This window comes from Phycisphaerae bacterium, assembly GCA_018003015.1.
Classification (GTDB): Bacteria; Planctomycetota; Phycisphaerae; order UBA1845; family PWPN01; genus JAGNEZ01.
The window spans coordinates 1-13619 of record JAGNEZ010000036.1 but is presented as its reverse complement, the minus strand read 5'-3'; the positions used below and the strand labels follow the sequence as shown (position 1 = coordinate 13619).

At 62.0% G+C, this 13619-nt stretch carries 11 protein-coding genes and 1 tRNA gene; 10 read left to right on the top strand and 2 right to left on the bottom strand.

Annotated elements, in window-relative coordinates:
- Positions 1 to 31 precede the first annotated feature (31 nt).
- The gene (locus tag KA354_15695; GenBank protein ID MBP7936085.1) at positions 32 to 2020 is read right to left on the bottom strand and encodes a DUF2961 domain-containing protein; all 1989 of its coding nucleotides are present in this window, start codon (positions 2018 to 2020) and stop codon (positions 32 to 34) included.
- Between the two features lie 193 nt (positions 2021 to 2213).
- Between KA354_15695 and putP the strand changes: the two genes are divergently transcribed.
- The 9 genes from putP (at position 2214) to KA354_15650 (ending at position 10526) form a co-directional block, all read left to right on the top strand.
- The gene (putP, locus tag KA354_15690) at positions 2214 to 3692 is read left to right on the top strand and encodes a sodium/proline symporter PutP (GenBank protein MBP7936084.1); all 1479 of its coding nucleotides are present in this window, start codon (positions 2214 to 2216) and stop codon (positions 3690 to 3692) included.
- 237 nt (positions 3693 to 3929) lie between these two features.
- Positions 3930 to 4124 (top strand): hypothetical protein, encoded by a 195-nt coding sequence (locus tag KA354_15685; GenBank protein ID MBP7936083.1) that lies wholly within the window; start codon positions 3930 to 3932, stop codon positions 4122 to 4124.
- Positions 4125 to 4209: 85 nt separating this feature from the next.
- A complete protein-coding gene (locus tag KA354_15680) occupies positions 4210 to 4368 on the top strand; it encodes a hypothetical protein (protein ID MBP7936082.1) in 159 nt (52 codons plus the stop codon).
- A gap of 84 nt (positions 4369 to 4452) precedes the next feature.
- The gene (locus KA354_15675) at positions 4453 to 6378 is read left to right on the top strand and encodes a DUF4091 domain-containing protein (protein MBP7936081.1); all 1926 of its coding nucleotides are present in this window, start codon (positions 4453 to 4455) and stop codon (positions 6376 to 6378) included.
- Between the two features lie 35 nt (positions 6379 to 6413).
- Complete coding sequence (hflX, locus tag KA354_15670) at positions 6414 to 7739, top strand: GTPase HflX (protein ID MBP7936080.1); 1326 nt, start codon at positions 6414 to 6416, stop codon at positions 7737 to 7739.
- A 326-nt stretch (positions 7740 to 8065) separates the two neighbouring features.
- Positions 8066 to 8141 (top strand) — tRNA-Pro (locus KA354_15665).
- A 150-nt stretch (positions 8142 to 8291) separates the two neighbouring features.
- Positions 8292 to 9647 (top strand): site-specific integrase, encoded by a 1356-nt coding sequence (locus tag KA354_15660; GenBank protein MBP7936079.1) that lies wholly within the window; start codon positions 8292 to 8294, stop codon positions 9645 to 9647.
- A gap of 16 nt (positions 9648 to 9663) precedes the next feature.
- On the top strand, positions 9664 to 10041 hold the full coding sequence (locus tag KA354_15655; protein MBP7936078.1) for a hypothetical protein: 378 nt from the start codon (positions 9664 to 9666) through the stop codon (positions 10039 to 10041).
- Between the two features lie 83 nt (positions 10042 to 10124).
- On the top strand, positions 10125 to 10526 hold the full coding sequence (locus KA354_15650) for a tryptophan-rich sensory protein (GenBank protein MBP7936077.1): 402 nt from the start codon (positions 10125 to 10127) through the stop codon (positions 10524 to 10526).
- 287 nt (positions 10527 to 10813) lie between these two features.
- On the opposite strand, the gene KA354_15645 is transcribed toward KA354_15650, so the two are convergent.
- Positions 10814 to 12274: a glycosyl hydrolase family 57 gene (locus KA354_15645; GenBank protein ID MBP7936076.1), complete on the bottom strand. Its 1461-nt coding sequence runs from the start codon at positions 12272 to 12274 to the stop codon at positions 10814 to 10816.
- Positions 12275 to 12498: 224 nt separating this feature from the next.
- On the opposite strand from KA354_15645, the gene KA354_15640 reads away from it, so the two are divergent.
- Entirely contained in the window at positions 12499 to 13104 is a 606-nt protein-coding gene (locus KA354_15640; protein ID MBP7936075.1) for an ADP-ribosylglycohydrolase family protein, read from the top strand.
- Positions 13105 to 13619 lie beyond the last annotated feature (515 nt).

Here is a 13619-nt window from a genome sequence, read left to right as displayed (position 1 = left end):
TCGCATCACTACCCCCGGCTCCGGTAGGCTCCTACTCCTCGCGTTCGCAGATGATGTTCACGAGATCGAATCCGAGAGCCTTCGAGGCGTTGTTCTTTCCCACGATCTTGAACATGAGATGGTTGGGGCCTTCGGCGGCGGAGATCACGCCCATTCTGATCGGTCCGCTCCGGGTCGGCTTCTCGGCAAAGAGGTCCGCCGGTTCGCCGACAGGCGCTTCAGTCTGAAAGAGCTGCACGTGACCCTGCTGGGGCCCCTTGACCGGCTCGATGTGCACCGTGTACCTGGCCGTCTCTGGCAGGTCACAGGTGATGGAAATGAACGGCGGCCCGAAGAAGTCGTGTCCTTCGGCCCGCAGGGACAAGAAGCGGACATCGCGGCCGTCAATCTTGGCCCCCTGCTTGGTCAGCGTGCCACCCTGATAGCAGAAGCCGCGGATCGGCAGATTCCACCCCGCGGCGAAGGTGATCTTGCTGAAATCGACCACCCGGCGTGCGGCCGCGTCGGGCATGGGGAACGCCACCGTGGGGCGCGGCTCGCAGTAGAGGTAGGTCATGCCGCAGTAGTCGGTGATCATAGTGTTGCCTTCAGGGGCGTGCTCGATGGTCTGGCGCACGCTCTTCCTGAAGCTGTAGGCGTCGCCGATCATGAAGCGGTAGCCGCCGGTGCGGCCGAGGTGCTTCTGATAGCCCAGGCATCCGCTCAACGGGAGGGACAGGGCGCCGTCCCACCGGTCAACCACGTCGTACCATCCGCCGTTGAAGTTGTCCTCCGATCCGATCCCGATCACGGCCAATTCGCCATCGATGGTGGTCTGGTCGTCGCCCTCAAAGAACCCGGTCGTGCCGGTCGAATGGCCCTGAGCCTGGAGGATGAGGCCCACGATGTGCCCGCGCCCCTGGGTGTCAACGAAGGTAAAGGGCTTGCCCTTGGTGGTGGGGTTTTCCCGGTGCCAGATGGCGTAGAACTTGCCCTCGTCCGGCCGGCGGGGTAGCTCGGCGGTGACCACTTCGCCGGTCACGCTGACCGGTGAGCCTTCCCGGCGGGCGGAGATCAGCTCGATGGCCGCGGAGCGATCGAACGGCATGGGAAGAAAACAGTAGTTGGCCTGGTTCGCGGTGCCCAGCAGGCAGGAACCGGTGGCCGGTTTTCCCCAGGCGTAACCGAAGAAATCGCCCGCCGGGCAAAGCACCGCAGGCTGATCGTCGCCGTCCCAGGTGATTCGCAGGAGGATGTCACGGTCCTTGCCGGCCAGGGCGTCGGCCGGTCCCAGACGAAGAGCGGCGATCCGGCCTGGGTGTTCGGTCCTGAATACCGTGGACGTCTGGCCCGGCTGGAGCGAGGCCTCGACGCGTTGACGCTTCACGGTCGTTCCGGGCGGCAGGTTGAACTCGAAGAGATCCTGGCCGCGTTGTGAGAAGAGAGCCGCAGCTTTCGCCCGGTGATCTAGGTAGGCGGCCGAGTGCACCGGCATCAACGTCTCGACGAAGGCGTTCTCGGGATAGGTGGCATAGTTGAGCTGATAGAACTGGAACGACTTGGCTCTGAGCAGGATCTTGAGCGACCTCTTGTACGTCAAGGGGACGTAGCTGTAGAACCCGCCGGCCCCGTGGCCGCAGATCGGTTCCACGAAGGGCTCATGTTGGCCGGTGAACATCTGCCTCAGGGGGAGCCTGATCCGCGGCTCGACCTCACCGTCGAAGTAGAATTCGATCAAGTCGTCTGTCGGCGTGGGAGTATGGAAGCGATAGAGGCAGCCGGGGCCCTTCAGGTCGGCCAGAACCAGATCGTCGCCTTCCTTGCGGACGAACGAGTACTTGCCGGAGAAGCCGTCGTCGTTGCCACCGGTGTGGTCATAGGTGGAGATGGAGGCGACCTTGACCGACGTCTTGAAGGCCGGCAGCAGGTCGAGCCGATGCAGTTCCTCCATCCCGATAGTCCGCGGCGCCTCTTCGGCGAAGACACCCCCGGCGGCGGCGACCGTGAATAGGGCCCACGGACCTGATAGCAGCGGCTTCATCAGTGACCTCCCAGTTGAGCGGTGGACAGTGTTCCCTCGAACCAGGCTGTGCATGATACGACCAGGGTACTGGACTTGGAAGGCAATCACGAAGCCCTTTCGGACTCCTGAGCCGGCGAGACACATTGCGGCGGTACAGGTTCACAGGTAAGGTGCCTGGCTGATCCGGCGAGGTCACCGGGGATCCTGTCTGATGAACCTGAGCCATCCGACCACGATCGCTTTCCTGATCTACATCGCGGTTATGGTCGTCATCGGATTTGTCGCATGGCGGAGCACGAGCAACCTCTCGGACTACATTCTCGGCGGCCGGCGTTTGAACAGCTTCGTCACGGCGATGAGTGCCGGGGCCTCGGACATGAGCGGCTGGCTGCTGATGGGCCTTCCTGGGGCATTGTACGCGTTCGGGCTATCGGAGAGCTGGATCGCCCTGGGTCTCACGTTGGGGGCCTGGTTCAACTGGCGGCTGGTGGCCGGCCGGCTGCGGGTGTACACCGAGTTAACCCGAAACGCCCTGACGCTGCCCGGCTATTTCACACATCGTTTCGAGGATGAGAGAGTCCTGCTGCGTGTATTTTCGGCCCTGGTCATTCTGGTGTTCTTCACCATCTACTGTGCGTCCGGGATGGTGGCGGGAGCTCGCCTGTTCGAAAGGACTTTCCAGATGGATTATCCGACGGCCCTCTGGGCCAGTGCGGCCACCACCATCGTGTACGTGTTTGTGGGTGGTTTCCTGGCGGTGAGCTGGACCGACACCGTCCAGGCCACGCTGATGATCCTCGCTTTGTTGCTGGCTCCACTCGTCGTGTTCGCCAAGGTGGGTGGTCCAGCAGCAGCGTGGGATGTGATTCGATCGCTGGATACCACTCGTCTCGATTGGTTTCGCGGCGCCTCGTGGGTGGGGATCATCTCGCTGTTGGCCTGGGGGCTGGGGTACATGGGCCAGCCTCACATTCTGGCTCGTTTCATGTCCGCCTCCTCGGTCAAGGTCATCCCCAGCGCCCGGCGGATCGGGATGATCTGGATGGTCCTGTGCCTGCTGGGCGCCATGGCGGTCGGTTTTTTTGGCATCGCCTATTTCGCGGCCCATCCGGAGGATGCGGCGCCGGTGCGGGCGAACCGCGAGACCGTGTTCATCACGCTGTCTCAGGTTCTGTTCAACCCGTGGGTGGCCGGCATTCTCTTGTCGGCCATCCTGGCGGCGGTGATGAGCACGCTCTCCTGTCAGTTGCTGGTTTGCTCCTCTGCGTTGACGGAGGACTTCTACAAGGTCTTCTGTCATCCGGGTGCTTCGCAGAAGGAACTGGTCTGGATCGGGCGGGCGATGGTACTGCTGGTCTCCGCCATTGCCATTGCGATTGCCTCCAACCCGGATAGCGGGGTACTGAGCCTGGTCGCCTACGCATGGGCCGGGTTCGGATCCGCCTTCGGACCCTTGGTGTTGTTCTCCGTGATCTGGCCGCGCATGACCCGCCGCGGAGCGCTAGCCGGGATGCTGATCGGCGCCGCCACGGTGATTCTCTGGCGTCATTACGGCTTGTGGGACCTTTACGAGATGATTCCGGGGTTTACCCTGGCCAGTCTGGCAATCGTCACCGTCAGCCTGCTGGACAAGCCCCCTGGGCCGACGGTGACTGAGACATTCGCCCGAATGCGCCAGGAGGCCGGTTGACCGCGCCGTGGTGCACCTTTCGTTGGAGGGAGATGCCCCTCACAGTCCAGGAGGTGATTCGGACCTGAGCCTCTCAGGGCATTCCTGGGCGAGCCTCGATCTCAGACCCGCCTGTTCGGCGCTGGAACGATGTCATGGAGGTAGATTGACAGTCCGGTCTGGTTTTTGCCCTTGACCACCGGTTGTCGCCTGTCTAATGTACCGAGGAATGCTCGATGCTGTGACAGGAGAAACGCGATGGACAAGCCCAAACGGGCGTACTACCTGCCCGCGAAACTGATCGCCGCCTTTGACAAGGAAGCTGCCAAGCATGGTTATATCCGAGAGAAGGTCGTGGCTGCGGCCATGTTCACCTTCCTGGAAAGCGACCCCAGGCGGCGGGCCCAGATGTTCGCCAACCTGGACAAGTTCATACACCGCAAGGCAAGGTAGCCCTTCATCCGACCCACCACATCGTCCGTCGCCAGAGCAGTATCTACGTGCTGGGCCAGACGAGCAGGAAAAGGCCGTCGAGCAGGTGAAGGACCTGGCCGGTCTCGTTCAGTTGCAGCGTGCCGACGCGGGCCGGCTCAAGGTCACGGGACTGGATTTCAACGGCTGCCCGGCGATGGAACTCGGCGCCGCCAGCAGGATTCGGCTCAAGCGGCAGGTGCTTGACTGCCTAATGGTGCCCTGAGCGGGCATGGACCGACGGCAGAGGGCTCGGAAAGGGCCACGCCCGGCTGCGGAGGTTTTTAGGTCTTTTCGACCGAGGAATCCCATGAACACGACACGGAAGGCTTGCATCAGAACCGCTGCGGTTGCCATCCAACTGGCTGTTCTGTCTTCGGGTATGGCCGCGGAGCCGCGGCTTCTCTGGCCGGAGAGCTGCCTGGCCAAGGTCCTGCGAACGGCCGAGGCCGGCTCGGCTCCCGCGGCCCTGGAGGTATGGGGGGCTCGCGGCGAGATCGTCAGTGCCCAGGCCGTGTTTCGGGTACCGACCGATCTGCCCGCGGCAACCTCGAGTATCAGCGACCTGGTCGGCGTTTTTTCGGATGCCAGGATCCCAGCCTCGGGGGTCAAACTGCAGTGGGTTCGTTACATCGACCTGACCCGCAACAGCCAGGGCGTACCCAGCGATGAACTGGTGGCCGCCGCCCCAGTCAGCCTGCCCGATCCGTATTGGGAGGATGCTGCGATCGCGGTGAAGGCCAACCAGGCCCAGCCAATCTGGCTGGAGTTCCACGTCCCGTTCGATGCCCAGGCCGGCGCGTACACAGGTGAGCTCCAGGTCAAGGGTGGCGTCGCCCCGGCCGTGCTGCGGGTCAGGCTCCACGTATGGGATTTCGAGCTTCCACGTGAACGCCACCTGTCCATGATCAACTGGTGGCGGTTCCCCGGTCCGGGTTTCGACGACCGGGTGAAGCTGTACAGCGACGAGTACTGGAAGCTGCTTGCGGATTTCTGCGCGTTCCTGGTCGAGCATCGCCAGACGGACATCAACACCTCGATCGGGCTGATCGACGAGACCGGCGACGACCAGAAGGGCTGGACCCAGGACACAGGCAAGCTCGAACGATACGCCGACACGGTCTTCAAGGCCGGCATCCGGCAGATTCATCTGCATTCGGTCGGGCGCCTCACCGCCGAGATCCTCGATCCAGCCAGCCGCGTTGCTGCGATCGAGCCCAACTTTCGGCGTCTGGCGGCCCTGGAGCAACTCATTCAGCGCCGGGGCTGGTCAAGGCGTTTCGTGGTCAGTATCAGCGACGAGCCGTTCGTGCATCACGAGGAGACGTATGCCGCGCTGGTCGACCGCGTTCACCAGACTGCGCCCGGCGTCCGCTGTGCCGAGGCGGTGGAAACGGAATACCCGGGCAAGCTCGACATCTGGATCCCCAAATACAGCCACCTGAACTTGTGGTATTCGAGGTTCGACGAGGCCCGCCACCAGGGGGCCGAGCTGTGGTTCTACATCTGCTGCCATCCTGTGGGGCGATACCCGAACCGATGGGTCGATCAGCCACTGCTCCACGTCCGCGTGCTGCACTGGCTCAACTACCTGTACGACCTCCGCGGTTTCCTGCATTGGGCACTGAATCACTTCGCGGAGGGGGATCCGTACAGTGAGAAAGCGATTGGCTCGCCCTATTCGCCAGGCGAACGGGCAATCGCCTACCCCGGCCGGACCGGGCTGGTCGGCTCGCTGCGGTTCAGCACCCAGCGCGACGGGCTGCAGGACTATGAGTATCTCTGGGTCCTCGAGAATCGCCTGCGACAGATCAAGCAGCAGGTCGGCGAGAAGGAGGCCTTTTGGCTCGATCCCCGCCAGCGTCCGCTGGAGCTGTGCCGGCGGGTCATATGGTCGTTCCACGACTACACCCGCAATCCGGACGTCCTGCTCGAGGCCCGGAAGGCGTTGGCCGAGGAGATTGAAGCCCTTCGAACCGGGCCCCTGCTAGTCGTGCAGACCTCTCCGCCGGAAGGCGCGGTGGTGCCGGCAGGCCCGCGCCACATTGGCATCCGGGGGTTGGTTCCGCCGGGTGCCAGAGTCACCGTTGATGGCCGGTCGGTCCCGACCGTCCGCCCGAGCGGCTACTTCGCGATGCCGTTCTTCATGCCCGACGGCCGGCCGACCCTTACGGTTGAGGTCGAGCATCGGGGGCTCAAGCGGGCCGTGACGCGGACCTTCAAGTTGACCGATTGACCCTGGCGGCGTCGGGCGGCTATAATGGAATCGAGTTGGGAACGGAACTAAGAGACAATATCTCGGTTCAACGCGAGAAAGCCGTCCTGGTGGGGGTTGCATTCGACGACTCCCCTTACGATCCTGCGGCCTCTTTGAAGGAACTTGCATCGCTGGCGGAATCCGCCGGTGCTGGCATTGTCGGGGTGGTGCGTCAGCGCCGGCAGCGTCCGGACGGCCGCTACTACATCGGTAAAGGGAAGGTCGAGGAACTCGCCGAAACGGTCGAGCGGCAGGGGGCCGATGTGGTCATCGTCGACGACGACCTCTCGCCCACCCAGATTCGCGAGATTGAAGAGGCGTGCAAGTGCAAGGTCATCGACCGCAGCGAGCTGATTCTGGACATCTTCGCGAACCGGGCCCGGACCCATGAGGCTCGGTTGCAGGTCGAACTCGCTCAGCTCGAGTACACCGCGCCGCGGCTTCGCGGCATGTGGACCCACCTGGAGCGGATCGCCGGAGCGGGCGGCGGAACCGGGGTTGGTTCGGTGGGCGGGATTGGCACGCGTGGACCGGGAGAGCGGCAGATCGAGATCGACCGCCGGATCGTCAACCGCCGGGTCACCATGCTCAAGCGTCAGATCTCCGAGATCGATCGCCGCAAGGTCCGGCAGGTCCGCTCGCGAGGCGACCACTTCAATGTCTCGCTCGTCGGGTACACCAACGCCGGGAAGAGCACGCTGATGAACGCCCTCACGGACGCCGGCGTGCTCGCGGTGGACAGGCTGTTCGCGACGCTTGACACCAAGACGCGACGCTGGAATCTGGGGGCCGGTGACTGTGTGCTGCTCAGCGACACCGTTGGCTTCGTGCAGCGTTTGCCCCACCACTTGGTGGCGTCCTTCCGGGCCACGCTGGAGGAGGCCATTCACGCGGATCTGCTCCTCCATATCGTGGATGCTTCTGCCCCGACGGCCTGGAGCCAGTACCAGGCGGTGACCAGGGTGTTCGATGATCTCGGCTGTACGGGGCACCATTCGCTCGTCTTGCTGAATAAGACCGATGCGGTGGAGGATCAGGCCATGTTCCAGGTTCTCCGGCACCAGTTACCGGACGCATTGCCGATCTCGGCTCGGACGGCGGTGGGCCTGACGGAGCTGACCGAACGAGTCCGGGAGTTGGCGGGTGGCCCCTCCCAGCGGGCGGTGATCCGCTTGAGTACGACCGACGGGCGGGCGATTGCCTACGTCGAACGGCACGCCGAGGTACTGGATCGCCGCTATGCCGACCACGCGGTGGAGATGGACGTAGTCATCCGCAACTCGCACCTGAACCGCTTACGGGAGCACCATCCGGCCTCACAGGTCGTCAACGCCAGGTGAGGCCCAAGGCTGGGCCGGTGATGACCGCCACGCTGGGGGCTTCTTGTCACGATGATCGCTACGGCGACGAGCCGGCGTCGAGGAAGCCCTGAGGCGGCGGTGGCCGATGTGCTCCGAGCGTCGGATTCGCGACACCTCCAGGTCAGATCTTCCCCCGGTTCAGTGGTCTGGTTTGTCGGGGGCGGGAGCCTTGTTTACGGGCGAGGCACGATCTGCTAGTATGACATGCAAGTGAAGAACGACTGGACTCCGCCCAAGCGGGCAGCACGGTGGCAGGCGACGGCGCGGCGCCGGCCTCCTCTGGTTGGGCAGGGTCCCGAGACCATCGGGGCGTAGCTCAGCCTGGCCTAGAGCGCTTGACTGGGGGTCAAGAGGTCGCAAGTTCAAATCTTGTCGCCCCGATTAATTAAACCCATACAAATAAAGGACTTACGTCAAACCTTGGCGTGAGTCCTTTTTCCGTTATAATGATGCGCGCCAACGTTTTGACAACGGTTAGCCAACGGAACGCCAACGTGTTTCCTGGCGCGTGGGCTGTGAAAGGTGAAGGCTATGGCGTCCTTACGAATACGAAACGGCGTTTACTCCCTGATCTTCTGGTGGAAGGGCAAACAACACATCAAAGCCCTCGGAACAGACAACGAAGCCGAAGCCATGCAAATCAAACAGGACGCGGAAGACCAACTTGCCCGTATCCGCAACGGCAAGAGCGCCCTCGCCTCCAAACTCCTCGCCGACGGCCATTCCATCCTCGACGTCCTGTTCGGCTCCCCCGAAATCGGACACCTGCTCGCAAAACCATCCGACGATAATCCCCTGACCCTGTCCGAACTCCGTGACGCCTTCATCGACCACCTGCAATCTACGGATCGGACCCCCGGCCACCTCGAAGGCACCCGCATCCATCTTGACCACTTCATCCGCGTCCTGGGGGACGAGCGGGTGATGAGCCTGACCGACAACGACATGGCCAAGTTCAAGCAGAAACGAGAACAGGAAAACGCCGCCAGACAGAAGAAGGTCGGGCAGGAGGCCGCGAAGTCCGATGCGAAGCGGGAGAAGAAGAGAACTGCCGTCGCGAAACGCCACGTCAGCCACGGGACCATCAGGGCCGATTTCAAGTCGCTCAAGTCCGCGATCAACTGGGCAGTGACCCGCAAGCCGCCGCTGCTGACCTCATGCCCGTTCACGATTCCGTCACTTGGAAGTTCCACCCTGAAACCGTTTCTGCCCACGGAAGAAATGAACCGCCTTCTTGCTCGCACACCGGCCACGGAGCAGGGAGACCTGACCGCTCGCTGGGTGCTCGATCTGGACGAGATCAACAAGTTCGTGAAAAAGACGGCGGAGAAGATGTCCGAGATGCTGTTGCCGATCCAACTCGTTTGCTCGACGGGGATGCGGCGGATACAGCTCGTTCGGCTCAAACCGACGGATTACGTGAAAGGCACACTCACGATCACGAGCAAGAAGGGCGCAAGGGAACGGGGTCTGTCGGAGGTCCAACTCACGATTGAGTTGAAGGATTCGGTATCGAAGGCGCTGGAGCAGCACATCAAGAAGCTACCGAAGGGCAGCAAGATCCTGTTTCCCATTTTCGATGACATGAATTACTCGGGCATCAATTCCCGGTGGAAAGGCAACGGCAAGCGGACGCTGGAACAGCGGCGGTGTGACAAGGCGGACAGGTTGTTTGAGAAGTTGGTTGAGGGCACGGACTTCGAGAGGCTCGACGGATATCACGCGCTGCGGCATTCGTTCATCTCGATTCTGGTGGCGCAGGGGAAGACATGGGATCAGATCGCAGCGTTCGTGGGGCATCTGGACCCGAAGACAACGCGCAGGTACATTCATTTCATGCCGAAGGACAAGCGGGCGACGGTAGAGTCGATACCGTTCGAGTTTTGAGGGGGTACAGACAACAATGAACCCGTGCAAGATCTGGATCGAGCAATGTGAGGCTGCCCAGAACATCGAAGGCCAGTTCGGCACCGACAAGGCCCTGGAGTATCTGATTGGAGAGAAATTCCTGAACTTCCTCCAAGCTGCTGAGACCCACGCCGACTTTCGCGCGGAAATCCCCGCCTTCGTTGGTGAAATCAAAATCATCTTTGAACGCTGGCAGCTTGCCGAGTACTTGGAGAAGGCCCGATTGCGCGAGCCGTTTGACCCCAGCCTTTACGACGAAGACGACGATCCCGAGGAGATCGAGATGGACCGACAGGAGGACATCCGCGAGGCGGCCAGGGATCTTCTACTGGTGGAGCGGGCAAAGGAATGGTTGCTGGAGGATGAGGAGTGAGGGCGGCGTTGATGGTAGACGAACGCTCGATGCCGAGCCACAATGCGGAAGATGTCAGCTTTCTGCTCAATGAGGATTCGCCGGTGGACTGGATGACCTGGTACAACGGACTGGCCAAACCGAGTTGGACGCCATCGCCGCCGACCATCGGATTAATCTGGCAGATTCTTTACCCGATTATCATCGTCACCTTCGGATTCGTCTTCGTGCAGGCGTTTCGTGGGAAGGTGGCCTGGGTTGTTGCCTTGCCCTTCGCCGTCAACCTTGTGACAAACCTGATCTTCACGCCCATCCAGTTCGGGATGCGGAACCTGCCTCTGGCTTCGGTGGACATCGTGATCTTGTGGACCACCATCATCTGGGCGGCGGTTGCCGTGTGGCCGCATTACCGGTGGGTCGCAATGGCTCAGCTGCCTTACTTCGTCTGGGTCTCAATCGCCAGCGTGCTGCAACTCGCGATCACCTGGATGAACTCAGGCAGGTGACGAGTTCCAACGTTCGCGATGGGACCCCAAGATCGTGGCGAATCCTGGGACCGGGGTGGGGCTGAAGTCCGTTGCCATATTGGGTGCCCTGTTTCGGGGGTGTTCATCCCTCGCTCCGTGGCCCGCCCCCTCGTCGGCCTTCCCGCCCAGCCAGAGAAAGACTTCCAATCCCCAGTCCGTTTGGGCGTCTTCTGGCGCAGGGCACTTCCTGACACGCAGGTGATCATCGCAGGCGTCTCGGGCAGGATGACCGAGCCGTCCGACGTCGAACCTCCTCCCGCGTCCGATCAAAAGTCATGTTCGAGAATGTCCATGGTTCGCCGGCACAAGTCGCGCCCGTAGTCGGTCCAAATGCCCGGGCCCCAGTAGCGGTAGCAGCTGGTCTGGGTCATCATCAGATGATAGAGCGCGTTGCGATACCGAGGGTCGGACGTGGGCACGCCGCGATCAAGCACCTTCTCCGCGAACAACGCGCTCGCTGTCTCCATCGGCCCCAGCACGTTCTCGTAGCCGCGGACCCACGAGATACTGTTCGTCCAACTGCCGCCCTCCATGTGGAATCTGCCGTCCTCGGACTTCAACTGCCTGAGAATCTTGGCCAGCGCTTCCGGCCCGGCACCATTCTCGAAGCGGTCCCAAACGCGCTTTTGCATGATGGGCTGGATGGCAGGCAAGTCCTCGTCAGTAATGCCTATCGATTCGAGGTACTCCAGGTACTCCGTGACGTTCACGATGGGCGTGTCACTTCCCGAACACTCCCGCATGACAGCGTGGTACTTGGGAGGGAACTCGTTCATCATCACGCCGCCATTCTCGCCGTCGGCGATCTGTGTCACGAGCGGGGGGAGCGACTCGCCAGCCACCCACACGCGCGAAAGGCCCTTGGCCTCGTAGTACGGCTGCATCTGGCCGACGAGTTTGGTGTCGCTACCCTGGGTCTTGATGATGGCGGTGATGCTGAGGCGCTCGCCGCGTGAATTCTTCGCCAGCAGTCGATGCGGGACGTGAGGATAACGAATGGGGCCTCCGTCCTCGGCCTGCTCCACCGAATGCTCCTGGACCAGCACCCAACGGTATCCACTCTCCTTAAGGGTTCTCACAAACTCGTAGTTCACATCCGGGTGGTTGGGCAGGGCCATCTCGGCAGGGGAGAACCCTCGCACGCGACTGAGCGCCTCAAGGCCGAAGATCGCGGCGAACTGGTGCTGCCAGGCCCGGACGTGGAGTCGGTAGTCCTGCACCGGAGTCGACGGCGCTACCGGATGACCCCAGGCTGAACCGAGCCACTCAACGCAGCACCAGTACGAAGGATCGCAGGTGATGGCCTTGAGGCTGTCGAACACGTCGTCCAGCCCCATCGCGCGGAGCCCGTAGAGGAGGCAGCCCGAGTAATCAAGCATGACCCGCGGCCGCATCCCCTCGCGGACGAGCTCAGGGATGAACTGGCCCATCCGCTTGTAGCATTGGTGAAAGACGGGCGCGTTGTGGTTGTCCCCGGTGTTTGGATTATCCATCATGTACTTGAGGTTGCTGATGACCGGCGTCCGCAGATCAATAGCCCCGGCGGGGATCAGAGGTTGGTGCATGTGCAGCGCGATGGCGAAAGCGCTCTTGATGCGGCTGAAGTCGATGCCGCTCTTAGCCAGATAGAGGGAACCGGGCCAGGCCACAGCCTCACTTATCGACTCCTCCAATCCGCAGATGTTCGGGAGTCCGACGACGCATTCGGAAATCGTGATGCCTCGCATGATTCGATACTCGCACCTACGAAAGCCGAAGCCCCAACCTGACGGCTGACAGGAGGGCGGAAAGCACCGTCAGACCTGCGTCTCGCCAGGCTACGATGACGATCCGTCGCTTGACATCCTCGGCGGGCTCTCGACCGGCACTGCTCATGGCAAGATCCTAACGCTGTCCTTTGTGCAGGTGAAGCCTCGAACGCAGTACAGACTGCCGCAATCTCCAGAAGGGGCTGCCCTGGCGCGAGGCGGGTGTCCCAGGCTCCATGGGTTGCGGCAGTGCGATGCGGACCGGACCGATTGGGCTGTACTTTTGGAATGACGAAGCCCGACTGATTGGGGTGGCCAGGGCAAGCTCAGTCCTGACCCATCGTCATCCCACCGCCCAGGCGTCGGCGGCGGCAGCCGCCTTGCTGGTCGCATGGGCGGTTCGGGGCGATGACCCCGCCCGCTATCCAGAGAGACTGAGCAGCATCATGGGCAAGATGGACGGCGGTCACCCGGTGGCTGAACTGGTTGAACGGATTCCAGATGTTCTGGCTCGTCATCCCGACGAGGTGCTGTGCGACGGGGTGCTTGGGGAGTCATGGGTAGGCCACGAAGCGGTAGCCAGTGCCCTGTATTGTGTTTGTCGAAGCCCAGGAAACTACCGACAGACGGTCATCACTGGGGCAAATACGGTGGGTGATTCGGACAGCATTGCCTGTATCGCAGGAGCGATCAGCGGCGCGTACAACGGCCTTGACGGCATTCCCGCGAGCTGGCGGCAAACCGTAGAGAATTCCGCCGCTCTCCATGATCTGGCTTCAGAACTCCTTCGAGCCATGCCTTGCCGTTGAGCCGCCGTCAGGATTGCATTAGTCACTCTGATGAAGATCCGGGGCGGGTTTTTCGGGCACGACGGGTTGGCCTGACCACCGGATTGAGCTTGGCGACGGCAGACACCTTGCGTTGGACTTTATGCCCCTTAATACCATAGGGAGCCGCACCGCCGGTAACGGAAAGCCACAGGTCGTCCTCCGTTCCCCCGTAACCAGCCGCTTGAACGACCCTGAAGACGTGCTGGCCAATGAACGGCCTCCCAGACCAGTCGCCGTCAATCTCTTCGAAGAAGGCTCTTGGCTTTATCGAAAGCCGCTCAAGAAACCCTTCGATGTCCTTCTCGCCCGCGCATTCTTGGCATCCGATGCATTTCCGAAGAACCACAGTCGTGGTCTCGCTGGGAGATGAGCGTGCTCGCGTTTTCTGAGGGACTTCGGATCACGTTATTTGAGGGTTTGCCCTCGAAGCTGGGTGTGGTCGGGCACCGCTGGGGCTCTGCCCCAGGCCCCGGGATTTATTGAGGCATGGCTCC